The 24,263-nt window shown below is 66.3% G+C and carries 21 protein-coding genes; 12 read left to right on the top strand and 9 right to left on the bottom strand.

Translation table 11 applies throughout. The features are described 5' to 3' along the window. Window positions 1–60 precede the first annotated feature (60 nt). A complete protein-coding gene (gene rnhA / locus OU994_RS16675; protein WP_131145887.1) occupies window positions 61–501 on the bottom strand; it encodes a ribonuclease HI in 441 nt (146 codons plus the stop codon). After that, window positions 494–1,264 (bottom strand): class I SAM-dependent methyltransferase, encoded by a 771-nt coding sequence (locus OU994_RS16670; RefSeq protein ID WP_281606765.1) that lies wholly within the window; start codon window positions 1,262–1,264, stop codon window positions 494–496. Before OU994_RS16670 ends, rnhA begins: the two co-directional genes overlap by 8 nt. A gap of 182 nt (window positions 1,265–1,446) precedes the next feature. On the opposite strand from OU994_RS16670, the gene gloB reads away from it, so the two are divergent. After that, the gene (gene gloB, locus OU994_RS16665) at window positions 1,447–2,277 is read left to right on the top strand and encodes a hydroxyacylglutathione hydrolase (protein WP_281611655.1); all 831 of its coding nucleotides are present in this window, start codon (window positions 1,447–1,449) and stop codon (window positions 2,275–2,277) included. An 11-nt stretch (window positions 2,278–2,288) separates the two neighbouring features. Further along, window positions 2,289–2,936: a 2-hydroxychromene-2-carboxylate isomerase gene (locus tag OU994_RS16660; protein WP_165497663.1), complete on the top strand. Its 648-nt coding sequence runs from the start codon at window positions 2,289–2,291 to the stop codon at window positions 2,934–2,936. A 278-nt stretch (window positions 2,937–3,214) separates the two neighbouring features. Here OU994_RS16660 and aceB read toward each other — a convergent pair whose 3' ends face one another. Further along, complete coding sequence (gene aceB / locus OU994_RS16655) at window positions 3,215–4,804, bottom strand: malate synthase A (protein ID WP_281606764.1); 1,590 nt, start codon at window positions 4,802–4,804, stop codon at window positions 3,215–3,217. Window positions 4,805–4,920: 116 nt separating this feature from the next. Between aceB and OU994_RS16650 the strand changes: the two genes are divergently transcribed. Then, window positions 4,921–5,829: a LysR family transcriptional regulator gene (locus OU994_RS16650; RefSeq protein WP_131145892.1), complete on the top strand. Its 909-nt coding sequence runs from the start codon at window positions 4,921–4,923 to the stop codon at window positions 5,827–5,829. A gap of 310 nt (window positions 5,830–6,139) precedes the next feature. On the opposite strand, the gene OU994_RS16645 is transcribed toward OU994_RS16650, so the two are convergent. The 3 genes from OU994_RS16645 to upp form a co-directional block, all read right to left on the bottom strand. Then, window positions 6,140–6,343, bottom strand: coding sequence for a cold-shock protein (locus tag OU994_RS16645; RefSeq protein WP_131145893.1), 204 nt, complete (start codon window positions 6,341–6,343; stop codon window positions 6,140–6,142). Between the two features lie 578 nt (window positions 6,344–6,921). Then, a complete protein-coding gene (locus OU994_RS16640) occupies window positions 6,922–7,275 on the bottom strand; it encodes an Hpt domain-containing protein (RefSeq protein WP_281606763.1) in 354 nt (117 codons plus the stop codon). 17 nt (window positions 7,276–7,292) lie between these two features. After that, window positions 7,293–7,943, bottom strand: a complete 651-nt coding sequence (gene upp, locus OU994_RS16635; protein ID WP_131145896.1) for a uracil phosphoribosyltransferase — start codon at window positions 7,941–7,943, stop codon at window positions 7,293–7,295. Between the two features lie 560 nt (window positions 7,944–8,503). Between upp and OU994_RS16630 the strand changes: the two genes are divergently transcribed. Next, entirely contained in the window at window positions 8,504–10,234 is a 1,731-nt protein-coding gene (locus tag OU994_RS16630; protein ID WP_281606762.1) for a bifunctional diguanylate cyclase/phosphodiesterase, read from the top strand. Further along, the gene (locus OU994_RS16625; RefSeq protein WP_281606761.1) at window positions 10,231–11,757 is read left to right on the top strand and encodes an HDOD domain-containing protein; all 1,527 of its coding nucleotides are present in this window, start codon (window positions 10,231–10,233) and stop codon (window positions 11,755–11,757) included. Before OU994_RS16630 ends, OU994_RS16625 begins: the two co-directional genes overlap by 4 nt. A 64-nt stretch (window positions 11,758–11,821) precedes the next feature. Here the strand turns inward: OU994_RS16625 and aroC are convergent, their stop codons facing one another. Further along, window positions 11,822–12,925 carry a chorismate synthase gene (gene aroC, locus OU994_RS16620; protein ID WP_281606760.1) on the bottom strand — a complete coding sequence of 368 codons (1,104 nt, stop codon included), beginning with the start codon at window positions 12,923–12,925 and terminating at the stop codon, window positions 11,822–11,824. A gap of 220 nt (window positions 12,926–13,145) precedes the next feature. On the opposite strand from aroC, the gene OU994_RS16615 reads away from it, so the two are divergent. Then, the gene (locus tag OU994_RS16615; RefSeq protein WP_281606759.1) at window positions 13,146–15,380 is read left to right on the top strand and encodes a bifunctional diguanylate cyclase/phosphodiesterase; all 2,235 of its coding nucleotides are present in this window, start codon (window positions 13,146–13,148) and stop codon (window positions 15,378–15,380) included. A 241-nt stretch (window positions 15,381–15,621) separates the two neighbouring features. On the opposite strand, the gene OU994_RS16610 is transcribed toward OU994_RS16615, so the two are convergent. Both OU994_RS16610 and OU994_RS16605 read right to left on the bottom strand, forming a co-directional pair. Beyond that, window positions 15,622–16,077, bottom strand: a complete 456-nt coding sequence (locus tag OU994_RS16610; protein WP_131145900.1) for a CBS domain-containing protein — start codon at window positions 16,075–16,077, stop codon at window positions 15,622–15,624. A 130-nt stretch (window positions 16,078–16,207) separates the two neighbouring features. Then, on the bottom strand, window positions 16,208–17,608 hold the full coding sequence (locus tag OU994_RS16605) for a YihY family inner membrane protein (RefSeq protein ID WP_281606758.1): 1,401 nt from the start codon (window positions 17,606–17,608) through the stop codon (window positions 16,208–16,210). Window positions 17,609–17,656: 48 nt separating this feature from the next. Between OU994_RS16605 and wrbA the strand changes: the two genes are divergently transcribed. The 6 genes from wrbA to OU994_RS16575 are packed head-to-tail and all read left to right on the top strand — an operon-like array spanning window position 17,657 to window position 24,249. Then, complete coding sequence (gene wrbA, locus OU994_RS16600; RefSeq protein ID WP_131145902.1) at window positions 17,657–18,265, top strand: NAD(P)H:quinone oxidoreductase; 609 nt, start codon at window positions 17,657–17,659, stop codon at window positions 18,263–18,265. Next, window positions 18,265–18,672: a DUF2069 domain-containing protein gene (locus OU994_RS16595; RefSeq protein ID WP_281606757.1), complete on the top strand. Its 408-nt coding sequence runs from the start codon at window positions 18,265–18,267 to the stop codon at window positions 18,670–18,672. Before wrbA ends, OU994_RS16595 begins: the two co-directional genes overlap by 1 nt. Before the next feature lie 5 nt (window positions 18,673–18,677). Continuing rightward, window positions 18,678–20,096, top strand: coding sequence for an FAD-binding oxidoreductase (locus OU994_RS16590; RefSeq protein ID WP_281606756.1), 1,419 nt, complete (start codon window positions 18,678–18,680; stop codon window positions 20,094–20,096). Continuing rightward, window positions 20,093–20,518, top strand: coding sequence for a DUF4124 domain-containing protein (locus OU994_RS16585; RefSeq protein ID WP_281606755.1), 426 nt, complete (start codon window positions 20,093–20,095; stop codon window positions 20,516–20,518). The genes OU994_RS16590 and OU994_RS16585 overlap by 4 nt, the downstream gene beginning before the upstream one ends. After that, the gene (locus tag OU994_RS16580) at window positions 20,509–23,112 is read left to right on the top strand and encodes an ABC transporter permease (protein ID WP_281606754.1); all 2,604 of its coding nucleotides are present in this window, start codon (window positions 20,509–20,511) and stop codon (window positions 23,110–23,112) included. The genes OU994_RS16585 and OU994_RS16580 overlap by 10 nt, the downstream gene beginning before the upstream one ends. Next, window positions 23,113–24,249 (top strand): carotenoid 1,2-hydratase, encoded by a 1,137-nt coding sequence (locus OU994_RS16575; protein ID WP_281606753.1) that lies wholly within the window; start codon window positions 23,113–23,115, stop codon window positions 24,247–24,249. The last annotated feature ends 14 nt before the right edge of the window (window positions 24,250–24,263 follow it).

Below are 24,263 nucleotides of genomic sequence, written 5' to 3'. Positions count from 1 at the left end.
CCTCACTTCGGCTCATTCCCTGCCTCAGGCGCTTTTCATCACCTCGGGCCCTTTCCCCATCTACCTCGCGCGCACCGCGTCCACGCCGCGGTTGGCCAGCATGTCGGCCCGTTCATTGCCCGGATGGCCGTTGTGGCCGCGCACCCAGCGCCAGTCGACCTTGTGGACGGATTGTGCGATATCGAGCGCCTGCCACAGGTCAGCGTTTTTCACCGGCTCCTTCGTCGAGGTCTTCCAGCCGCGCGCCTTCCAGCCATGGATCCATTCGCTGATGCCCTTCTGCACATACTGGCTGTCCGTATGCAGCACGACTTCGCAGGGCCGCTTCAACGCGTTCAGCGATTCGATGACGGCTTGCAGCTCCATCCGGTTGTTGGTGGTATTCAGCGCGCCGCCGAACAGTTCCTTTTGCGCTTCGCCCGCCACCATCAGCGCGCCCCAGCCGCCGGTGCCGGGATTGCCCTTGCACGCGCCGTCCGTAAAAATCTCGACTTTATCCATGATCCTTGTGTTTGTTCGTTGCAGGTACCGCCACGGGCGACTTCGCCTTCTTCTTGCTCCACGCCGGCCCGATCAGCCGCATGCCCTTGACCCGCTTGATCGCCTGGACAAGATACACGGCGCCGAAGTACGGCCACCAGCGCTCGCCGGCGCGGTCCATGAACGCATACCTGGCCAGCCAGTGTTCCGTGCGGCAGGCGGGAGCATAACAGCCGAAGTGGCTGTGGCTCACGCCCATGTTGAGTAATTTTAACCAGTCTTTCATGCGCGGCATGGAAATCTGCTCGCCGCGCGGCAGGTAGCGGGTGCCCGTCACCCTGCCCCGCATCTGCCGCAAACCCCACAGGCTGGCCGGATTGAAGCCGCAAATGATCAGCTGGCCCTCCGGGATCAGCACACGTTCCACTTCGCGCAGCACCTGGTGTGGCTCGGCCGCGAATTCCAGCACATGCGGCATGACGACGAGGTCCAGGCTCTGCGACGGGAATGGCAGCTCGATCGGGTCCAGCGTCAGCGAGACCGGCCGGCCGCCGGTGTCGACGGTGCGGCCGGGCAGTGTGTCGGCGAGCCACTTGTGCGGCATGCGGCTGGCCGCCAGCGCATCGATCTGCGGCATGCCGATCTGCAGCGCGTTATAGCCGAAGATATCGGCTGTCAGCGCATCCAGGCGGTTCTGCTCCCAGGCGCGCACATAGCGGCCGGCCGGCGTTTGAAGCCAGCTGTCCAGCGCTATAATGGATTTTTCGGATGCTGCGCTATCCATGCGTTCCCTTGGTAGTACCCCAGTGAGGATGACCCCGTGTTCCCTGTGATGCCGTGTTCCATGATGCCGTGTTCCATGATGCCGTGTTCCATGATGCCGCGTTCCATGACGCCGTCTTGCCGATGACTTCGATCGACCCCACTTGCGCTGCGATTTCCGCACCGGGCTCAGAGTCAGCTTCAATGCCAGCTTCAATATCGACTCCCGCGGGAGCTGCGCTGCAAGTGCTGCCCGTGCCGGCCTTCAACGACAACTACCTGTGGCTGGTCCATGACGGCAGCCACGCGGCCGTTGTCGACCCCGGCGATGCCGAACCCATCCTTGCTGCGCTGCGCGACCGCGGGCTGACGCTTACCGCCATTCTACTCACCCACCACCATCGTGACCATATCGGTGGCGTGCCGGCGTTATTGCAGCGGTTCGACGTGCCCGTGTTCGGCCCGCGGAACGATGGCATCGCCGCCGTCACGCAGCCGCTGGGAGAAGGCGACAGGATCGCGGTGCCGGGTATCGGCCTGGACCTGGCCGTGCTGGATGTGCCTGGGCACACCCATGGCCACATCGCGTATTACGCCGGCGGGGCGGATGGGGCGCCCGGCATGGGACCGCACTGGCTGTTCTGTGGCGACACGCTGTTCGCGGGTGGATGCGGCCGGCTGTTCGAAGGAACGCCGGCGCAGATGGCGGCCTCGCTGGACAAGCTGGCGGCGCTGCCGCCCGAGACCGAGGTTTTTTGCGCGCACGAGTACACGCTGTCGAACTTGCGGTTCGCGTTGGAGATCGAACCGGGTAACGAAGCACTGCGGGCGCGCATGGAAGCGGAGACGAAGAAGCGGCAACATGGTGTACCCACCGTGCCGAGCACGATTGCCGTCGAGCGCGCAACGAATCCCTTCCTGCGCTACCGCGACGAACGGATCGCACAGCGCCTCGCCGCGGCGGGAAAGGTGGCGGCCAATGCCGCCCCGCTCGCCGTTTTCGCGGCGCTGCGCGAATGGAAGAACCATTTTTGACAGGAACAGATATGGAAAAAGTCCGTTTCTACTACGACCCGATCAGCCCATATGCATGGCTGGCCACGAAACAGATTGCCCGCATCGAAGCGGCGGGCGTGCACCTCGAGATGGAGCCCGTGCTGCTCGCGGGCTTGCTGAAGGCGCATGGCACGAAAGGCCCGGCCGAAGTGCCGGCCAAGCGGGAATTCCTGTTTCGTGACGTGATGCGCATCGCCGATTCGCACGGCTTGCCATTCCGCGGACCGCCGGGCCATCCCTTCAATCCCTTGCTGGCATTGCGCATGTGCCTGGCGATTACCTCGCTGACGAGCCGGCGCCGCTTCACGTTCATGCTGTCGCAGGCATGCTGGGAGCGCGGCCTGGATCTTTCCAGCCCTGCCGTGCTGAAGGCGCTGGCCGCCGAGTGCGACCTGAACGGCGAAGCGCTGCAGGCGGCTGCAAGCGAGCCCGCGATCAAGCAGGCACTGATCGACGCGACGGAGCGCGCCGCGGCGGCCGGCGTATTCGGCGTGCCGACGTTCAGCTACATGGGCGAGCTGTTCTGGGGAGGCGACCGCATCGACCTGCTGTTGCGGCGCATTGCCGGGCACCGGATCGACGAGGCGCGGCTGAAGGAATTCCTGGCCCGCCCCGCGCTGGCGGAGCGTAAGGCCTAGGCACGAAAGAGGCCTCTCCCTGTGGCAGGAAAAGAGGCTTCTCATACGAATTGAAGCCTTTCATGCGAATGGAAGACTCTGATGCGAGTGGAAGCCTCTGATGCGAGTGGAAGCCTCTGATGCGAGACGGGCCTGCGATGCAGAACGGGCCTGTGATGCAGAATGGGCCTGTGATGCAGAATGGGCCCGTGATAAGAAAGGGGCCCCTGATGCGAATCAGAGGCCCCGATGCCACCGGATGCGGGCATTGAACCGGCCCCGCCGTCAAATGTCCCCGGTCAGATTTCCTCGTACAGTGGCAGCGTGAGGAACTCCGCGAACGATTCGGAGGTCGACATCTGCTCGAAGATCTGCGCGGCACGATCGTAGTTCGGGCTGGTGCCGTCCGGTGCGGACTCCTTCACCTTCGGCAGTTCTTCGGCGATCATCGAGCGCACGATGTCGGCCGTGACCTTGCGGCCATCGTCGAGCACGCCCTTCGGCGAACGGATCCATTGCCACACCTGCGACCGGCTGATCTCGGCCGTGGCAGCATCTTCCATCAGGTTATGGATCGGCACGCAGCCATTGCCGCCCAGCCAGCTGCCCAGGTAGTGGATGCCCACGTTGATGTTGTAGCGCAGGCCCGCTTCGGTGATCGGCGCTTCCGGCTGGAAGTTCAGCAGGTCCGCCGCCGTCACCTCGACATCCGGGCGCTGCTTGCCGATCTGGTTCGGCGCGTCGCCCAGCACCTTGGTGAATTCCGTCATGGCCAGGCCGACCAGGCCCGGGTGGGCGACCCAGCCGCCGTCGTAGCCATCGGTAGCATCGCGCGCCTTGTCGTTGCGCACGCCGGCCATCGCCGTTTCGTTTTTCTCCGCATCGTTCTTGATCGGGATCAGGGCCGACATGCCGCCGATCGCCGGCGCATTGCGCTTGTGGCAGGTCTTCAGCAACAGCAGTGCGTAGGCGCGCATGAACGGCGCCGTCATCGTCACTTTCGGGCGGTCGGCCAGGCAGAAGTCCTTGTCGACCTTGAATTTCTTGATGCAGCTGAAGATGTAATCCCAGCGGCCCGCGTTGAGGCCGGCGCTGTGTTCGCGCAGCTCATACAGGATCTCGTCCATCTCGAACGCGGCCAGGATCGTTTCGATCAGCACGGTGGCCTTGATCGTGCCTTGCGGCAGACCCAGCTCGTCCTGCGTCATGACGAAGATATCGTTCCACAGGCGCGCCTCCAGGTGCGATTCCATCTTCGGCAGGTAGAAATACGGGCCGGCGCCGCGTGCCAGCTGTTCGCGGGCGTTATGGAACATGAACAGCGCGAAATCGAACACGCCGCCGGAGACGCGCTTGCCGTCGACCAGCACATGCTTTTCATCGAGGTGCCAGCCGCGCGGACGCACGACCAGGGTTGCCGTCTTCTCGTTGAGCTTGTAGGACTTGCCGTTCTGCTCGAGCGAGATCGTCTTGCGCACGGCGTCGATCATGTTCAGCTGGCCGGTGAGCTGGTTATCCCAGTTCGGCGTGTTGGAATCCTCGAAGTCCGTCATGTAGCTGTCGGCACCGGAATTGAGCGCATTGATGACCATCTTGCGCTCGACCGGGCCGGTGATTTCCACGCGTCGGCACTGCAAGGCTTGCGGGATCGGCGCAATCGTCCAGTCACCAGCGCGGATATGCGCCGTTTCAGCCAGGAAGTCAGGGCGCTCGCCCGCATCGAGGCGTTTCGCACGCTCCACGCGGGCAGCCAGCAATTCCTGGCGGCGCGGCTCGAACGCACGCGACAGTTTTGCCACCAAAGCCAGCGCTTCCGGCGTCAGAACGCTTTCATAGCCGGGCTTGATCTCGCCCGTGATTTCCATTCCTGCCGGTAACGTGATGCTCATGTCGATCTCCTTTGCGCTCTGGTGAAATTGGATGCCTTGAAGTATATTGACTGCAAACTTATCTAAACAAGACAAATAATCACTTCATCTGTGCGGATTTGTCATAAATCGAGGTTATGGATCAGTTCAAGCAGATCTCCACGTTCGTGGAAGTGGTGGCGCGGGGCAGTCTGTCTGCCGCCGCGCGCGCCGAAGGTATCGCACCAGCCGTGATCGGCCGCCGCCTTGATGCACTGGAACAGCGCCTGGGCGTCAAGCTGCTACAGCGTACCACGCGCAAGCTGGCGTTGACCGACGAAGGCGCCGCGTTCCTCGAAGATTGCCAGCGTATCCTGGCGGACCTGGAGAGCGCGGAAGCGGCCGCGGCGGAACGCAGTGCCCGGGCGACTGGCCACCTGCTCATTTCGGCACCGGCGGGTTTCGGCCGCCACCATGTAGCGCCGCTGATTCCATCGTTCGTGGCCGAGCACCGCGACGTGACCGTCACACTGAACCTGAACGACCGCGTGGTCGACCTGATCGGCGAAGGGGTGGACGTGGCCATCCGCATCGCCACGCTGGAGGATTCCAACCTCGTCAGCCTGAAGCTGGCGGACAACCGCCGGGTGGTCGTCGGCGCCCCTTCCTACCTGCAGCGCCACGGCGTGCCGAAAACCCTGGAAGACCTGTCGCGCCACAACTGCATGGCGATCAGCAGCGCCGGCAGCCAGCGCGGCTGGACGTTCCGCGACGGCAGCAAGAATGTCACGCTCCGCACGGCGGGCAACATGAGCTGCAATGACGGCGCCGTACTGCACGACTGGGTGCTGGCCGGCAAAGGCCTGGGCTGGCGGTCGATGTGGGAAGTGGGGGTCGACATCGAAGCGGGCCGACTGGTCACCGTCCTCGATGAGTACGCCGCGCCCGGCAACGACAACATCTATGCGGTATTTGCCCAGCGGCGCCACCTGCCGCTGCGGATTCGCGCGTTTGTCGATTTCCTGCGGCGCACCTACGCACAGCCGGGATATTGGGCAAAAGGCTAGGCCGCAAAAGGCCGGTGGTCAGGGGTACGCCGTGAAGGTACGCGGTAAAGTACGCGGCCAAAGATCAGCGATGAAACGCCAGCACTCGGCAAGTAAGCGGGAAAAACGTCTGAGGTGCACGAATCGCCATCCAAACAGCTGGGGAACGCGGAACGTGGAGAACTGCTGGTGCTGGCAGAGGGCGGAAACCGGCCGTTGCATGGGCTGGCCAGCGCAAAGGAAGTCCACTTGCCGATCGCTGATTCAACAGCGACAGGCGAAAAAAAATCCCCGGAAACCGAGGATTTTTTGTGTCGTTAGATCCAGCGTATTACAGAGGCTGAATGTTCGATGCTTGCTTGCCTTTCGGGCCAGCGGTTACATCGAAAGATACGCGCTGGTTCTCTTGCAGCGATTTGAAGCCATTGCTTTGGATCGCCGAGAAGTGAGCGAACAGATCTTCGCCGCCTTCGTCAGGGGTGATGAAGCCAAAACCCTTCGAATCATTGAACCATTTTACGATACCAGTTGCCATTACAATTCCTATTACAGTTAAATGAGCTTGCGCCCGTGATATCGTTTGAAGCAAGTATGCAATGGCAGACAAACTGCACTACCCTTGAATCTAAACGATCCCGCATTATACCGAATACAGCGCCAAAAGCACGTCGTGAGGCACGATTTTGCGAAAATATTCGCTACTGTCGAGTGAAAAGTGATGAGAATCACATGAATGAGCTGCAAAATCCTGGAAAAACGCCTGGAAAATGCTCTCGAACAATGATTCTTGCCACTTCCGGAGCTCGGGAGACGACAAATCGATGGGAACAATTGATTTTGAAATCGCATCGGAACCAAAGCTGACTTCAGCTCCAGTACAACTTCTAGCCAAGTTCAAGCCAAGTTCAAGCCAACTTCAAGCCAACTTCAAGCCAACTTCAAGCCAACTTCAAGCCAACTTCAAGCCAACTTCAAGCCAACTTCAAGCCAACTTCAAGCCAACTTCAACTTAACTTCAACCACCCTCGAAATGCCCGCCTCGCAAGAGTGCCCTCGCGTCGTTCGGCATATGTGTAACTATAGACAATATCGGCAGTGGCTGTTTGATTAATATCAATCGTGCGCGCGAAAAGCGGGGGACTTGGGATCCCGGCTGACCTGGTCGAGATAGGCGTGGATTTGCAAGACCAATGCGGCCCAGCCGGATTCACCGGCCAGCTGGCCGCGCACCGCCTGCTCCAGCCGCCGGGCTTCCTCGCCCAGCGCGGCAAAGCCGAATGAACCGGCCGAGCCCGCTACCGTGTGCAGTGCCTGGTGCAGCCGTTCCAGTTCCTGGGGGCCGGGCGCCGTGCCGGCGGCGGCCAGGGCATCGGCGATCTCACCCATGCGTGCCGGAATGGTGGCGGCGAACATGTCCGACAGCGCCTGCAGCCGTTGCCGGTACTGGGGATCGAGCGGCGCGGCCACGTGTGTCGGTGCGCCGCTTACTTGGTGCCGAAGATGCGGTCGCCCGCATCGCCCAGGCCGGGCACGATGTAGGCGTGGTCGTTCAGGTGCGAGTCCAGCGACGCGCAGTAGATCTTCACGCCCGGGTGCGCCTTCTGCACCACCGTGATGCCTTCGGGCGCGGCCACCAGCGCCAGGAAAATGATCTGGTCGTCCGTCACACCGCGGTTCTTCAGCACTTCGATGGCGTGGACGGCCGAATTGCCGGTGGCGACCATCGGATCGCACAGGATGAACGTACGGTCGACCAGGTCGGGCAACCGCACCAGGTACTCGACCGGCTGGTGCGTTGCCGGATCGCGGAACACGCCGATATGCCCGACGCGGGCCGATGGCACCAGGTTCAGCAAGCCGTCGCTCATGCCGATGCCGGCACGCAGGATCGGCACCACGGCCAGCTTCTTGCCGGCGATCACAGGGGCGTCGACCGTCATCAGCGGGGTTTCGATCTCGCGCGTCGTCAGCGGCAGGTCACGGGTGATTTCATAGCCCATCAGCAGCGTGATTTCCTTCAGCAGTTCGCGGAACGTGCGGGTCGACGTTGCCTTGTCGCGCATGTGGCTCAGCTTGTGCTGGATCAGCGGATGATCGGTAATGAAAAGGTTCGGGAAGCGCGGATCTTGTTTCATGTTGACTAAAGTGCAGACGGTTTGTGTCCCGCATTATCACAGCCCGCGATGCGCGCTGTCCATGCCGCGGCGGAAAAAACCGAACGGGCAAGTCAGCGTTCGCCAGTAGGCGCCCTACGATCGCAGTGCATTCGGTGCCGGCGGGCAGCCGGCCATGCGCCCTGCCCCGCACCCGCGCCGGCCGCGACGCGACGAAGGCGTCCGCCACGAATACCGGCGCGTGCAGCAGCGGCAGTCCGGCCTGCACGGCGAGCACGATGCGCTCGGCCAGCCCGCGCGCATCGAATTCATCCGTGCCGGCGATCCTGGGACACCCGTCAGTCGCGCGACGAAACGGCTGCGCAGGCAGGCGCGCCGCCATGCCCCGCGAATGCCTTCTTTCAGTTCATGGAGCAACAGTTTTTCTCTCAAGCAGGGTAAATGTTGCTCACTTTCATGTAATTCTTGCGGTAAAGTGATACATTCACGCAACGTGACCGCCCGTCTCGCCCGGATCGCGTATCAACAGGGTTGAATCGCCCGCCGCAGCACGAGATACCAGAAAAGACCGCAGCATCGCCATGCTTTCCAGTTCCACGACGCCACCGCCCGACTCCGCACGGCTTGCTTTCGACGCCATGCTCGAAGAAGCCGGCGATATCGTGTTCCGGCTCGATCCAGCGGGAAACGTGCTGTTCGCCAGCCGCCGCGCCATGACGGTGCTGGGCCCGCAACGCACCGTGGTGGGCCGCGCCCTGGCGGTGTTCGTGTCCGAACTGGATCGGTCCGCCCTGCAGGGCGCACTGGCGGGGCTGGCGAACGGCGGCGTGGCGCGCCTGGAACTTCGCTTGCAGCCGGCCGACAGCGACGTCTGGTTCGACCTGCGCTTTTCCACCTTTGCCGGCGCGGATGGATCGGCGCAGCTGCTGGTGGTGGGCCGCGACCTGTCGGAACAGCAAGCCGCCGAGGAACGCCTGCGGCACATGGCGACGCACGACCTTCTCACCGGCTTGCCGAACCGACTGCTGCTGTCGGACCGCATCCGCATGACGATTGCCCAGGCGCGCCGTTCCGGCCAGGGCTTCTCCGTTGCCGCCATCGGGCTGGACAGTTTCAAGAAGGTCAACGACGGTCTGGGCCACCCGGTCGGCGACACGGTGCTCAAGATGGCCGCCGCACGGCTGAGCAAGACGCTGCGCGACAGCGATACGCTGGCGCGCGTGGGCGGCGACGAATTCGTGGCCGTGCTGCCCGGCACCTTCAACGAGCAGCAGATCCGCCTGGTTACCGGCCGCCTGCTCGCCACACTGCAGGCGCCGTTCGAGATCGACGCGCACACTATCTATATCGGCGCATCGGTCGGCGTGGCGGTGTATCCGCAGCATGCCGAGGACGAGGTGCGGCTGGTCGCGCTGGCCGATGCCGCGCTGTCGCGCGCCAAGGAAACGGGCAAGGCGCGCTGCGTGGTGTACAGCCCGCGCCACTCGAGCCCGACCGAGGAGGACATCTCGCTCGAAGCGGCCATGTTCCAGGCCGTGCGCGAAGGCGAATTCGTGCTGCATTACCAGCCCATCGTCGATGCCGGCACGCGCGAGATCGAAGGCTTTGAAACGCTGATGCGCTGGAAGCACCCCACCCTCGGCATGGTGTCGCCGGCGCGCTTCATCCCCATTGCCGAGACCAACGGACTGATCAACCTGCTGGGGGCGTGGGCGCTGAAGGCGGCCTGCGTACAGCTCAGGCAGTTCCAGGAAGCAGCGAAACGGCCGCTATACATCTCTGTTAATATCAGCCCCCGCCAATTTCGCAGTGACAAGTTTTTAGACGTGCTAGACGACGCCATTTCCTATTCCGGCCTGTCCGGCGACCAGCTCGTGCTCGAGATCACCGAGGGCACGCTGATGATCGACCCGGGCCACGCCGAGACCATCCTCGGCAAGATGGCCGAACGCCGCGCCCGGATCGCGATCGACGATTTCGGGACCGGCTACTCGTCGCTGGCCTACCTGAAGCGCTTCCCGATCTCGGTGCTGAAGATCGACCGCGCCTTCATCCGCGACCTGCCCGGCTCGCAAAAGGATGGCGCGATCTGCAATGCCGTGCTGGACCTGGCGCGCCACCTGTCGCTCTCCGTGGTCGCCGAAGGCGTGGAAACCGAAGAGCAGATGGCCTACATGCGCGAACGGGGCTGCCGCTACGTGCAGGGCTACCTGACCGGCAAGCCGATGGCCGCCAACGCGGCGCTCGCGGCGCTGAGCGAACGGCACTTCGAGGAAATCCGGCGCGGCGACGTGGCGCGGGTGGTGCAATGACCGGCGGCACGACGAACAGCCACCTCGGCGAGCAGACCCTGGCCCTGCTGTGGGAGCGCACGCGCCGCCAGGGCGACATGCCCGCCTTCGCGAAGGCCATCGGTGCCGTTCTCGGCGCCATGCGCGGCGAGGAAGATGGCGAGTTTTCCATGACCGAAACGGTGCTGTCCGATCCCGTGCTCACCAACAAGGTGCTACGCCTGGCCAACAGCAGCATGTATTCGGCATTCGGCCAGCACGTCAACACCGTCAGCAAGGCCGTGCTGGTGCTGGGCACCGAAGCCATCGGCCACCTGGCGCTGGGCCTGAAACTGGTCGAGGAACTGTCGTCCGGGGCCAGCGATTCCACCCAGGCCCATGTGGAAATGGAAAAGGCCGTGCTGGCCGGGCTGGTGGCGCGCGAGATCGCCGCCACCGTGCGCAGCCCGCAGACGGAACTGGCCGTGGTCTGCTCGATGCTGCACACGCTGGGCCGCATGATGGTTACCTTCTACCTGCCCGAGCATTGGCAAAAGCTGCAGCAGCGCGGCGGTAGCGGCAACGAAGACGCGGCGGCGCGCGAACTGCTGGGCATCACGCTGGAGGAAATCGGCATGGCCGCCGCCCAGCGCTGGAACCTGCCGGGCAACCTGGTAACCGGCATGCGCAGCGTGGCGATGCCGTCCGATGATGCGCCGGCCGATGACGCGCCGGCCAATGACACACCGGCCGCGCTGCCGGCATCGGACTGGGTCGCTGGCATCGCCACGCTGTCGCGGCACTGCGCCGCCTCGCTGTGGAACGACGACGAAGCGGGCGCCGCCGAGGTGGCCCGCATCAGTGCCGTGTTTTCACCGCTGCTGGGGCTGGAGCTGGAGCAGGTGCGCGGCGCCATCGCCCAGGCCCGCGAAACCGCGGCCGAAGAGCTGGCGATCGCGCCGCTGTCGAAACCGCTCGAACGCCGCGCCCGCGCCATGGCCCAGACGCGCCAGCGCGCCGCCGGCAACCGCATCCTGCAAAGCGGCCTGGCCGACATGCGCGACATGGTCGACAGCGCCAGCCCCGGGCAGATGGTCTCGGCGGCGCTGGAAACCGTGTACAAGGGACTTGATTTCTCGCGTGCGGTGGCGTTCGTGCGCAATCGCCGCGAGAACCGCTATGCGGCGCGGATGTGCTTCGGCTCGCTGCCGAAGGAACAGCTGGCGGCGATGTCGTTCGAGGATGCGTATGAACCCAACGTGTTCCATGCGGCGCTGAACAGCGACCGCGTGATCTTCATCGAGAACGCGCGCGACCCGAAATTCGCGGCCAAGCTGCCGCAATGGTGGAAGACCGGCCTGGCCGAAGCGCGCAGCTTCGTGATCCTGCCGCTGTCGGCGAACGGCCAGCCGACCGGCTTCCTGTATGGCGACTGGGATGAAACGTTCCCGGAGATCCAGCTGTCGCCCACCGAGTTCGCCCTGCTGAACGACTTGCGCGGGCTGGTGGTGAAGGCCATCGAACGCCGGCACCAGCTCGAACTGGTGAGCAGCCGCGCCGCCTGAGGCGCCGCCGGTCTCCGGCAAGCGCCGGCGCCCTGCCGGCGGCCCGTCCTGTTTTCCCTGCCGCTCAGCCCTGGCGGCCGATATCCGGCGTGGCCACGCACACGTCGCCGCACTGTGCGCGGTGCATCAGCGCGTGGTCGATCAGCACCAGCGCCAGCATGGCTTCGGCGATCGGCGTGGCGCGGATGCCCACGCACGGATCGTGGCGGCCGAACGTTTCCACCATCACCGGATTGCCCGCCTTGTCGATCGAGCGGCGCGGCGTGCGGATCGACGAGGTCGGCTTGATCGCGATCGATACCGTGATGTCCTGGCCCGTCGAGATGCCGCCCAGCACGCCGCCGGCGTGGTTGCCCACGAAGCCCTGCGGGGTCAGTTCGTCGCCATGCTCCGAGCCGCGCTGCGCGACCGACGCGAAGCCGGCGCCGATTTCCACGCCCTTCACGGCATTGATGCCCATCATCGCGTAGGCGATGTCGGCATCGAGCTTGTCGTAGATCGGCTGGCCCAGGCCCACCGGCACGTTGCGCGCCACCACGTCGATGCGGGCGCCGATCGAATCGCCGGACTTGCGCAACTCATCCATGTAGCTTTCCATCCGCGCGATCAGCGCCGCGTCGGCCGTGGCCGCGAAAAACGGATTGGTGGGCACGTGCGCGAAATCCTGGAAAGGCACGTCGATCTCGCCCAGCGTGCGCATGCAGCCGGCGAATTCGGTACCGTACTGCTCCTTCAGCCATTTCTTGGCGATCGCCGCCGCGCCCACCACGGGAGCGGTCAGCCGCGCCGACGAGCGGCCGCCGCCGCGCGGATCGCGCACGCCATACTTGTGCCAGTACGTGTAGTCGGCATGGCCGGGGCGGAAACTCTCGACGATGTTGCCGTAGTCCTTGCTGCGCTGGTCCTCGTTGCGGATCAGCAGTGCGATCGGGGTGCCGGTGGTGACGCCTTCATACACGCCGGACAGGATCTGCACCGCATCCGGTTCCTGCCGCTGCGTGACGTGGCGCGAGGTACCGGGCTTGCGGCGGTCCAGCTCGGGCTGGATATCGGCTTCGCTGAGCGCCAGGCCCGGCGGGCAGCCATCGATGACGCAACCGATCGCCGGTCCGTGTGATTCGCCAAAAGTCGTTACCGTGAACAGCTTGCCAAAGGAATTGCCGGACATGAGATCAATCTGAAAGAGCGGAAGGAACTGGCAATTTTACCGCTTTAGCATGCCGCGAGCCAGACATACGGGAAGCGCGGCCGTCGCGCCACAAATGTAACAATTTCTGCACAGCAATTCGGGGCCGGCATTATAATGTGACGACGCGTGTGGACGCTGCGCCGGAATCCCGCCCAATCCGCTATAAAGGGACCGGTCGACACCCTTTGGAGAAGGATGCATGCCCCCAACGAGCACACCCATCGGCACTGGACAGGATGAACTGGTGTTCCTGGACGAGGCGCCCCGGCAACCCGCCGCGGCGCCGCGCGGCGCCTGGCGGGTGATGATCGTCGACGACGACGCGGATGTGCACTCCACCACCACCTTCGCGCTGGGCAACCTCGACATGGGCGGCCGCCCGCTCGAGTTCGTGCACGCCTACTCGGCCGCGGAAGCGCGCGAACTGCTGGCGCGCGAACGCGACATCGCCGTCATCCTGCTCGACGTGGTGATGGAGCAGGAACATGCCGGCCTGCACCTGGTGCGCCACATCCGCGAAACGCTGAAGCTGGCCGACGTGCGGATCATCCTGCGCACCGGCCAGCCCGGCTACGCGCCGGAAATCGACGCGATCCGCGATTTCGACATCAACGACTACAAGACCAAGTCCGAGCTCACCCGCATCAAGCTGTACACGACCGTGACGGCGGCGATCCGTTCGTACGAGCAGATCCGCCGCCTGGACGACAACCGCCGTGGCCTGAACCGCATTGTCGAAGCCGGCAGCGCGCTGATGGCGCTGCACGGCATGCGCGACTTCGCCGCCGGGGCCCTGGTCCAGGCCGCCGCGCTGCTGGGCCAGCCCGCCAGCGGACTGCTGTGCGTGGGTGGCGAAGGCGGCACCGCCCAGGTCATCGCGGCCTGTGGAACCTGGCAGGCCACCGAGGGCCGCGTGCTGGGTCCCGATACCGATCCGCCAATGCCGCCCGCCCTGGCCCGCGCGCTGGCCGGGCGGTGCAATGTATTCGGCGACGACGCCGTCGCGCTGCACCTGGCCGGCAAGGCATGCCGCGCCTTTGCCGCGCTGATCGACGTGCCGTGCCTGCCCTCGGAACTGGACCGCAAGTTGCTGGACGTGTTCGCCGCCAATGTCGCCGTCGGCCTCGACAACGTCGAGCTGGTGTCGCACCTGCATGACGCGGCGTTCTACGACACGCTGTCGAAGTTGCCGAACCGCACGCGCGTGATCGAGATCCTCGATGCCACGCTGGCCAGCCCGGCCCGCGAGGCCGCCACGCTGTGCCTGGTCGACCTGGACCATTTTGCGGAGACCAACGATGCGCTGGGCCATGCGTTCGGCGACGGCTTGCTGGCCGCCGTGGCGGCGCGCCTGCGCGACAGCCTGGACCGCCAGCTCACCGTCGCGCGCATCGGCGGCGACATCTTCTGCGTGCTGGGCGATGCCGCGCAGGTGAACCCGGCCGCCATCCTCGCGCTGTTCCAGCAGCCGTTCGAGATCGAGGGCCAGACAGTGCAAGTCTCGGCCACGCTGGGCCTGGTACGGCTGGCCGAGCACGATGGCAGCGGCACCGATGCGCTGAAGGATGCCGATATCGCCCTGAAGCGCGCCAAGACGCAACAACGCGCCGGCCACTTCTATTTCACGCGCAATATGGGCGTCGAGATCCGCGAACGGGTGCGCATGATGCACGCGCTACGCACCGCGTTCAGCAAGCACGAGCTGTTCCTCGCTTACCAGCCGCAGATCGACCTGGCCACGCGCCGGGCGGTGGGCGCCGAGGCGCTGCTGCGCTGGCGCGCCGCCGATGGCCGCTTCGTGCCGCCCGACCGCTTCATCCCGATCGCCGAGTATTCCGGGCTGATCATCGACATCGGCGAATGGGTGCTGCGCACCGCCTGCGCCGAACTGGTCCGCCTGCGCGCGGCGGGCCACCACGACTTCACGATGTCGATCAACGTGTCGCAGGTGCAGTTCCGCCATCCGCAATTCCTGCAGGTGTTGCGCAATGCGCTGGCCGACACGGGCGCCCCGCCCCGCCATGTGGAACTGGAAATCACCGAATCCATGGCAATGGAAGAGCCGGACACGTTCATCGAGATGCTCGCGCAGGTCAAGGAAACCGGCGTGCACATCGCGATCGACGACTTCGGAACCGGCTTCTCGTCGCTGTCGCACCTGCAGCGCCTGCGCCTCGACCGCCTGAAGATCGACCGCGCTTTCGTGACCGAGATCAGCGGCGCCTCGCGCGGCAGCAGCATCGCCGAGATGGTGATCCAGCTGGGCCGCAACCTGGGCCTGTCGGTGGTGGCCGAAGGCGTCGAGGACGAACTGCAGGCGCGCGTGCTGCAAGAGCTGGGCTGCCCGCTGGCCCAGGGCTTCCTGTTCGCCCGGCCGATGGCCGCCGGGGACCTGTACGGCTGGCTGGCCAGCCAGCCCGCGCAGAACGCCTAACACCGGGAAAAATTCCCGAAAAATAGGGACAGACCCTGGTCGATCAAGTTGAGTCCACCCAAGTGCAAATTCCGGGGTCAGACCCGCCGGGTCTGACCCCAGTCCTTCGCTGTTGGGGTGAATGCATGTGCTTTCAATGTGTCGGGCAACGCTTAACTGAGCGGCCATGGGGACGTACTCAATTTGCAGGCAATAAAAAGCGCTGCCGAGGCAGCGTTTTTCATGGGCGCGATCAAACGGCTCAGTTCGTCGTCTCGTCCTGCTCGGCCGGCCAGTCGCGGATATACGCCTTCAGCATGCGGTTCTCGAAGCTCTGCGCTTCGAGCACGGCGCGTGCCACGTCATAGAACGAGATCACGCCCAGCAAGGTCTTGGCATTCATCACCGGCAGGTAGCGCGCGTGCTTCTCCAGCATGATGCGGCGCACTTCGTTGACCTCGGTATCGGGCGTCACGGTGATCGGATGGTCGTCCATGTGCTTGCGCACCGTGCCGCCGCCTACCGAACCTTCGTTCGCGTGCAGCGCCTTGAGCACTTCGCGGAAGGTCAGCATACCCACCAGGTCGCCATACTCCATCACGACGAGCGAGCCGATGTCCTTCTCGGCCATCGTGGTGGCAGCTTCCACCAGCGGCTGGTCCGGCGTGATCGTGTAGAGGATGTTACCCTTGACTTGAAGGATTTCTGAGACTTTCATGGTGGCCGTCCTGTCCGTGATGGGTGATTTTCATTCTATGCCTTCTGGCGCAATGTAGCGTATGCCCGTGAAAAAATCCAGCGTGGCACCGTAATAGTCGTCATTGCGGGCTATTCGTGGCAATCGGCGGTCATCCGTGCCCATCCTGCACGAGCGGCACCGCGGCACGGTCCACGGCCGGGCCGAAATGGTCGGCCAGCGACAGGCCGAGGCCCGCTTCCACGGCATCCTCGACATGGCGTGCCAGCCGGGCCGCGTCGCGCCGGGCCGCGACGTCGCGCGGGTCGCTCGATTCCTGCGCCACGCCGGCATTGACGGGCATGCCGCCGAACACGAACAGCCGGTAGACCTCGGCCAGCGTCAGCACCTCCGGGTTGGCCAGCAACACCCAGTTGTCGCCCGTATCGTCGACACGCTTGCCGAACTGCATGCGCGGCGCCGGTTCCACGCGCACGCGGCCGACCCAGCCCTTGTCCTGCATCTGGTCCAGCAAGGTATGCAGCTCGTCGAAGCCCATCCGCGTGCGGGCCCGGATCGCGCCCGACGAGACCAGCGCCGTATCGCCGTAGCGGCTGGCGCCGTGCAGCACCTTCAGCACGGCCAGCGCATCGACGAAGGCGCCGCCCGGCACCGGTTCGTACCACCAGCGCTCGTACTTGATCACCGGCAGCGCCGCCGCCAGCAGCGCGCCCAGCAGGGTGATCAGCCACGACAGGTAGACCCACAGCAGGAACAGCGGCAGCGCCGCCAGCGCGCCATAGATCTTCGAGTAGGTGGGGAATTCCGTGATGAATACGGCAAAGCCACGCTTGGCCAGTTCGAAGGCCAGCCCGGCCAGCACGCCGCCGGCCAGCGCATCGCGCCAGTCCACCGCCTTGTTCGGCACTACCATGTACAGGAACGTGAAGCCGGCCGTCGCCAGCACCAGCGACAGGACCGAATACGCCAGCGCGCCGGCGACATTGCCGACCAGGCTGGAAGTGGCCGAGAACACATCCGTCGACAGCGAGATCGACACGCCCACCAGCAGCGGCCCCAGCGTGATCAGGGCCCAGTAGACCAGCAGCCGGCGCGTCCAGCGCCGCTCCGCCTTCACGCCCCAGATGCGGTTGAACACGCGCTCGATCATGCCCATCATCGCCGCCGACGTGGCCACCAGCGTCACCGCCCCGATGGCCGACAGCCCGGTGGCCTGCGCCGCGAACGTGGTGAGATAGGACAGGATGGTTTCCGAGATCGCCTTCGGCATCACGCTCTGGATGAAATACGCTTCCAGCGCCGTGCGGAACGCCATGAACATGGGGAAGGTGGTGAAGATGGCCAGCGCGATCGTCAGGACCGGCACCAGCGCGAACACGGTGGTGAAGGTGAGGCCGCCGGCCACCTGGGGCAGGCTTTCCTCGCGCAGCCGGCGCCGCGCGAACAGGCCCAGGTCGCGCACTTCGGCCCAGGACAGCGAGCGCAGCTCGGCCACCCCGTCGCCGCAGCGGTTGACGACGAAACGGTAGAGGGTGTTGATACGTTGCTTCAAATGGTTCCTGTCCCTGTCGACGCGATAAAGCGTTCTATAATACCAACGATGAACGCGCCCAATCTGATTATCCTTGTTTTGTTCTATTCCCGGCATGGGGCCACCCGCAGGCTGGCCGAGCTGATCGCGCAAGGCATCGAAAGCGTGCCCGGCTGCGATGCGCGGCTGCGCACGGTGCCCGCCGTGTCCACCGTCACCGAGGCCACCGAGCCGGAAGTGCCGGTCGACGGAGCGCCCTACGTGGAACTGGCCGACCTCGATGAATGCGCCGGCATCGCCGTCGGTTCGCCCACCCGCTTCGGCAACATGGCTTCCGCCATGAAATACTTCTGGGACGGCACGTCGAGCCAGTGGCTGTCCGGCAGCCTGGCGGGCAAGCCGGCCTGCGTGTTCACCTCCACCGGCAGCCTGCATGGCGGCCAGGAGTCCACGCTGCTGTCGATGATGATCCCGCTGCTGCACCACGGCCTGATGGTCATCGGCCTGCCCTACACGCACCCGGACCTGATGACCACCTCGTCCGGCGGCACGCCGTATGGCGCCAGCCACTGGGCCGGCGTGGATGGCCGCAAGCCCGTCACGGACGAGGAAAAGCGCATCGCCGTGGCGCTCGGCAAGCGGCTGGCCGAAACGGCCGTCAAGCTGCGGGGCCGGTAATGTACGGCGCGCGCCAGCAGGTGTTGTGGTGGGGGGCGCTGGTCAGCGTGGCCGCGCTGATCGCCTTGTGCCTGTTGTGGGAAACCGTGCTGGCGCCGCTCAAGCCCGGCGGTTCCTGGCTGGCGCTGAAGGCCGTGCCGCTGCTGTTCCCGCTGATCGGAGTATTGAAGCGCGACCTGTACACGCTGCAATGGTCGTCGATGATGATCCTGGCCTACCTGGCCGAAGGCGTGGTGCGCGGCTACAGCGACAAGACCATGCCCTGGCTGGGCTGGGCCGAGGCGGCGCTGGTCTTCGTGTTCTTCTGCTGCGCGCTGCTCTATGTGCACCCGTACAAGCGGGCCGCCAAGAAGGCCGCGCGCGAACTGCTGGACAAGGTTGCCCGCAGCCGGAACGGCCACAAGTAAGCGCCATGACGGCATTCCTGGACCGCTGCCGCGCGATCGCCGGCGCCGCTGATTCACTCCAGTACGTGCTGGATTCGGCGGCCGCCATGGCGCCCTACCTGCGCGACTGGCGCGGCCGCTTCACGGGCAATGCGCTGGCCGTGCTGCGCCCCGGCAGCGTCGACGAAGTGGCCCGGCTGGTGCGCCTGTGCGCCGAGGAACGCGTGCCCATCGTGCCGCAGGGCGGCAACACGGGCCTCGTGCTGGGCAGCGTGCCCGATGCCAGCGGCACGGCCGTCGTGCTGTCGCTAGCGCGCCTCGACCGCATCCGCAGCCTCGATGCGGTCAACCGCACCGTCACCGTCGATGCCGGCGTCATCCTCCAGCACGTGCAGGAAGCGGCAGCCGCCGCGGATTGCCTGTTTCCCCTGTCGCTGGCGGCCGAAGGCAGCTGCACGATCGGCGGCAACCTGTCCACCAACGCCGGCGGCACCGGCGTGCTGCGCTATGGGAACACGCGCGAGCTGTGCCTGGGCCTGGAAGTGGTCACGCCGCAGGGCGAGATCTGGTCCGGCCTGCGCGGCCTGCGCAAGGACAACACCGGCTACGACCTGCGCGACCTGTACATCGGCGCCGAAGGCACGCTCGGCATCATCACCGGCGCCGTGATGAAGCTGTATCCGGCGCCGAAGGCATCGGTCACCGCGCTGGCCGCGCTGCCCTCGCCGGAGCACGCACTGCGGCTGCTGTCGCTGGCGCAGGACCGCGCCGGCGCGAGCCTCACCGGTTTCGAACTGATGTCGGCGTTCTGCCTGGCGCTCGTCGCGAAGCATTTCCCGGCCCTGCCCCGCCCGTTCGCGGGGCCGTCGCCGCAGTACGCACTGCTGGAGATTTCCTCGAACGAGTCGGAGGCGCATGCGGTGGCGCTGCTGGAAGGGGCGATGGGCGCGGCCTTCGAGGCCGGCATCGCGCTGGACGCCGTCGTCGCCACCTCGGTCGCCCAGTCGCGCGGCCTGTGGCACCTGCGCGAGCATATCCCGCTGGCCCAGGCGGCGGACGGGAAGAACATCAAGCACGACATCTCGCTGCCGGTATCGTCCATTGCCCGTTTCATCGCGCACACCGAACCGCTGCTGCAGCAGGCGTTTCCCGGCTGCCAGCTGGTCTGCTTCGGCCATCTGGGCGACGGCAACCTGCACTTCAACGTGGCGCCGCCGCAGGGCATCGACAACGAAGCCTTCCTGGTCAACCAGGCCGCGGTGAACCGCGTGGTGCACGACGCGGTCGCCGCCTTCGGCGGTTCGATTTCGGCCGAACACGGCATCGGCGCCCTCAAGCGCGACGAACTGGCGCGCTACAAGTCGCCGGTGGAGCTGAACCTGATGCGGGCGATCAAGGCGGCGCTCGATCCGCTGAACATCATGAATCCGGGGAAGATCCTGTGAGGCCGCTGTTGCACGCACTGGCCCTCGCCTCGGCCATCGCCCTGCCCGCCCACGCGCAGATGTACAAGTGCACACATGGCGAGAAAGTCACGTACAGCGAAGCGCCGTGCGCACGCGGCGCGCAAACGTTGATGGCGCCGCCCGATCCCCCGGCGAGCCGGCCCGAAGCCGCGGAACTGGCGCGCCTGCAACAGCAATCGGCCCAGCTCGAGGCGGCACGCCATGCACGGGAAGCACGGGAAGACCATGCCGATGCCCTGCACGACCAGCGCGCCGCGCGGCGCCGCGAGCATTGCACGCAATTGCAGCTGGCCCGCAAATGGGCGGAGGACGACGTGCGCCGCGCCAGCCACCGCACCATCGACACGGCCCGCATTGCCGCCCGCCGCGCCGCCGAGCGCCACGCCGCCGCATGCAAGTGAGGCCGGTAACCACCGCCGGCGCCACGCGCACCCTGATGCGCTGGCTGCTGCTGGGCGAATGGCGCGCGCACCCGGTGCGGGCGCTGACGGCGGTCGCCGCGATCACGGTCGGTGTCGCCCTGGGTTTCGCCATCCACCTGATCAACGCCGCCGCGTTCAACGAATTCTCGGCCGCCGTGCAAAGCCTGTCCGGCCAGGCCGACGTGCAGGTCTCGGGCACGGAAGCGCTGTTCGACGAAGACATCTATCCACGGCTGGCCGGGCGCCCGGAAGTGGCGGTCGCCTCGCCCGTGCTGGAAATCAGTGCCTCGCTGCCGGGCGGCGAGGAACCGTTGAAGCTCCTCGGTCTGGACGTGTTCCGTGCCGGCTTCATCACGCCGGACCTGGTCGGCGCGCCGGCCAGCGGCGTAGCCGGCGACACGCTGGGCAGCGACGCGCTGTTCCTGTCGCCCGCCGCGCAGCAATGGCTCAATGCACGGGACGGCAGCAATATCGCCTTCATGACCGGCACCGAAACCGTCACGCTGCGCGTTGCCGGCTCGCTGCAGCGCGCCCGCGTCGGCCAGCGGCTGGGAGTGATGGACATCGGCGCGGCGCAGTGGCGTTTCGGTCGCCTCGGCAAGCTGTCGCGCGTGGACCTGAAACTACGTGACGGAGTGGACCGCAACGCCTTCCAGGCCACGCTGGCGCGCGAACTCGCGCGCGACTATCCGGGCCGCTTCCGCGTCGCCCAGCCGAACGATGCAGACCAGGAAAGCCGCACCAGCAACATGAGCCGCGCCTACCGGGTGAACCTGAGCGTGCTGGCACTGGTCGCGCTCTTTACCGGGGCGTTCCTGGTGTTCTCCACCCAGGCGCTGTCGGTGATGCGCCGCCGCAGCCAGTTCGCACTGCTGCGCGTGCTGGGATTCGAGCGGCGCGAGTTGCTGCGGCAGGTTCTGGTCGAAGGCGCCACGCTCGGCGTCGTCGGTTCCCTGCTCGGCATCGCCGGCGGCTATGCGATCGCCGCGGCCGCGCTGCGCTTCTTCGGCGGCGACCTGGGCGCCGGCTACTTCGCGGGCGTCCAGCCGCAGGCGCAATTCACCCCCGTGGCCGCCATGGTTTACTTCGCGCTCGGCGTCGGCGTCGCCCTGCTCGGCTGCGCGGCGCCGGCATGGGAAGCGGCCCGCGCCGCGCCGGCCATCGCGCTGAAATCGGGTGCCGATGAAGTGGCGCTGGCCCGGCTGGCCCGGCCTTGGCCTGCGCTGGCCTGCCTGGCCGTGGCCGCCGTGATGTCGCGCCTGCCGCCGGTGGCCGGCCTGCCGGTGTTCGGCTACCTGTCGATCGCCCTGCTGCTGCTGGGCGGCATCGCACTGATGCCGCGCATCGCCGCCGCCGCGTTCCGCTCCGCGCACGAGCGCTGGACGGCCGCCATGGCCAGCCGCGCCGCGACGGGGCAGCGGGCCATCCCTGCGGTACCCACGCTGACCCTGGGACGCCTGGCCAACGCTTCCGGCCAGGCCGGCATCGCGCTGGGCGGCGTGCTGTCGAGCTTCTCGCTGATGGTGGCGATGGCGATCATGGTGGCCAGCTTCCGCGTCTCCGTCGACAACTGGATCCTGCAGGTGCTGCCGGCCGACCTGTATGCGCGCATCGCCAGCGCGGGCGGCACGGCGGGCCTGACGCCGCGCGAACAGGAAGCGATCCGCGCCGCGCCCGGCATCGCCCGCGCCGAATTCCTCCGGCTGCGCTCCGTCTCGCTGGCGGCGGACCGTCCCAACGTGGCGCTGCTGGCGCGCGACATCGACCCGGCGCAGCCGGAAAAAGCCATGGTGCTGGTCGGCGAGCAGGTGGCTCAGCCCGGCGGCAAACTGCCGCGCGCGTGGGTCTCCGAGGCGATGGCGGACCTGTACCGCATCCGTCCGGGCGACACGCTGCCGCTGCCGCTGGCCGGTGCCGCCGTGCCGTTCTTCGTGGCCGGGATCTGGCGCGACTACGCCCGCGTTTCCGGGGCCGTGATGCTCGAACGTGCCGACTACGTTCGGCTCACGGGCGACCACGATGCCAGCGATGCCGCGCTGTGGCTCGACCGGGGCGCCAGCGCCGCCGACGCGACCGTGGCGCTGAAGCGGCTGCCGTTCGGCGCCACGCTGGGCATCGAGGAACCGTCGGCCATCCGCGCGCTGTCGCTGCGCATCTTCGACCGCAGCTTCGCTGTCACGTACCTGCTGGAAGCGATCGCCATCGTCATCGGCCTGTTCGGCGTGGCCGCCACGTTTTCTGCGCAGACGCTGGCGCGGGCCCGCGAGTTCGGCATGCTGCGCCACATCGGCGTCACGCGCCGCCAGATCCTGGGCATCCTGGCGTTCGAAGGCGGCGCGCTCACCGGCCTGGGCATCGCCACCGGCTTCGCGCTGGGCTGGGCGATCAGCCTGATCCTGGTGCACGTCGTCAATCCGCAATCGTTCCACTGGACCATGGAAATGCACTATCCGTGGCCGCTGCTGGGCACCGTGGCCGCCGCGCTGCTGGTGGCCAGCATGCTGACGGCGCTGGCATCCGGCCGGCAGGCGCTGTCCGGCGACCCGATCCGCGCCGTGCGGGAGGACTGGTAGATGCGTATCCTGTGGGCCCTGGTCATGCTGCTGTGCGCGCCGCTGCTGGCGGCACCGGCCGCGCAGCCCCCGCAATTCTCCGCCGTGGTCCCGCTGGAAAACGGCCGGCAACTGGCCTTCCCGCGCGACTTCGGCGCGCACCCGTCGTTCCGCACGGAGTGGTGGTATGCCACCGGGTGGCTGACCACGGCCGCCGGCAAATCGGTGGGCTACCAGGTCACGTTCTTCCGGAGCCGCACGGAGACCGATGACGCCAACCCCAGCAAGTTCGCGCCGAAACAGCTGGTCATCGGCCATGCCGCGCTGTCCGACCCGGCGCAGGGCAAGCTGCTGCACGACGAACGCAGCGCCCGCGCCGGCTTCGGCCTGGCCTACGCCAGCGAGACCGATACCGACGTCAGGCTGGACGACTGGCGCATGGTGCGCGGCGCCGACGGGCGCTACCGGATGAGCATACCCGCCGCCGGCTTCACGCTGGAACTGGCGCTGGAACCGACCCAGCCGGTGCTGCTGCAGGGCCGCGGCGGCTACTCGCAGAAAGGCCCGCGCCCCGAGCAGGCCAGCTATTACTACAGCAAGCCGCACCTGAAGACCTCCGGCACCATCGTGGGCGCGGACGGCAAGCGCAGCGCGGTCACGGGCGTGACCTGGCTCGACCATGAATGGTCCAGCCAGGTGCTCGATCCCGAGGCGGCCGGCTGGGACTGGGTGGGCGCCAACCTGGACGACGGCGGTTCCCTGATGGCCTTCCGCATCCGCCGCAAAGGCGGTGCAGGCTCCGGCAATGGCAAGGGCACCGGCACTGGCGAGAGCGGCGATGCTACACTGTGGGCCCACGCGACGTGGCGCGACGCATCCGGTAAGATCACGCATTTCGGCCCGGGCGACGTGAAATTCACGCCGCGCACCCGCTGGCGCTCGCCCCGCACGGGCGCCGACTACCCGGTGGCCGTCACGATCGACACGGGCGGCACCCGCTGGCAGCTGGACCCGCTGCAGCCCGACCAGGAACTCGATTCGCGCCGCTCGACCGGCGCGGTGTACTGGGAAGGGGCGGTCACCGTGAAGCGCGGCGGCAGGCCGGCCGGCCGCGGCTACCTCGAGCTGACCGGCTATGTCCGGCCGATGAAACTATAAGAACGACGTCATAG

The sequence above is a fragment of the Pseudoduganella sp. SL102 genome (assembly GCF_027856995.1).
GTDB lineage: Bacteria > Pseudomonadota > Gammaproteobacteria > Burkholderiales > Burkholderiaceae_D > Rugamonas > Rugamonas albidiflava.
This window is presented reverse-complemented; position numbering and strand designations above follow the sequence as displayed.

Coding starts and splice junctions, on each gene's coding strand:
- rnhA (WP_131145887.1), bottom strand. CDS start 501: ATGGATAAAGTCGAGATTTTTACGGACGGCGCGTGCAAGGGCAATCCC.
- OU994_RS16670 (WP_281606765.1), bottom strand. CDS start 1,264: ATGGATAGCGCAGCATCCGAAAAATCCATTATAGCGCTGGACAGCTGG.
- gloB (WP_281611655.1), top strand. CDS start 1,447: ATGCCAGCTTCAATATCGACTCCCGCGGGAGCTGCGCTGCAAGTGCTG.
- OU994_RS16660 (WP_165497663.1), top strand. CDS start 2,289: ATGGAAAAAGTCCGTTTCTACTACGACCCGATCAGCCCATATGCATGG.
- aceB (WP_281606764.1), bottom strand. CDS start 4,804: ATGAGCATCACGTTACCGGCAGGAATGGAAATCACGGGCGAGATCAAG.
- OU994_RS16650 (WP_131145892.1), top strand. CDS start 4,921: ATGGATCAGTTCAAGCAGATCTCCACGTTCGTGGAAGTGGTGGCGCGG.
- OU994_RS16645 (WP_131145893.1), bottom strand. CDS start 6,343: ATGGCAACTGGTATCGTAAAATGGTTCAATGATTCGAAGGGTTTTGGC.
- upp (WP_131145896.1), bottom strand. CDS start 7,943: ATGAAACAAGATCCGCGCTTCCCGAACCTTTTCATTACCGATCATCCG.
- OU994_RS16630 (WP_281606762.1), top strand. CDS start 8,504: ATGCTTTCCAGTTCCACGACGCCACCGCCCGACTCCGCACGGCTTGCT.
- OU994_RS16625 (WP_281606761.1), top strand. CDS start 10,231: ATGACCGGCGGCACGACGAACAGCCACCTCGGCGAGCAGACCCTGGCC.
- aroC (WP_281606760.1), bottom strand. CDS start 12,925: ATGTCCGGCAATTCCTTTGGCAAGCTGTTCACGGTAACGACTTTTGGC.
- OU994_RS16615 (WP_281606759.1), top strand. CDS start 13,146: ATGCCCCCAACGAGCACACCCATCGGCACTGGACAGGATGAACTGGTG.
- OU994_RS16610 (WP_131145900.1), bottom strand. CDS start 16,077: ATGAAAGTCTCAGAAATCCTTCAAGTCAAGGGTAACATCCTCTACACG.
- wrbA (WP_131145902.1), top strand. CDS start 17,657: ATGAACGCGCCCAATCTGATTATCCTTGTTTTGTTCTATTCCCGGCAT.
- OU994_RS16595 (WP_281606757.1), top strand. CDS start 18,265: ATGTACGGCGCGCGCCAGCAGGTGTTGTGGTGGGGGGCGCTGGTCAGC.
- OU994_RS16590 (WP_281606756.1), top strand. CDS start 18,678: ATGACGGCATTCCTGGACCGCTGCCGCGCGATCGCCGGCGCCGCTGAT.
- OU994_RS16580 (WP_281606754.1), top strand. CDS start 20,509: ATGCAAGTGAGGCCGGTAACCACCGCCGGCGCCACGCGCACCCTGATG.
- OU994_RS16575 (WP_281606753.1), top strand. CDS start 23,113: ATGCGTATCCTGTGGGCCCTGGTCATGCTGCTGTGCGCGCCGCTGCTG.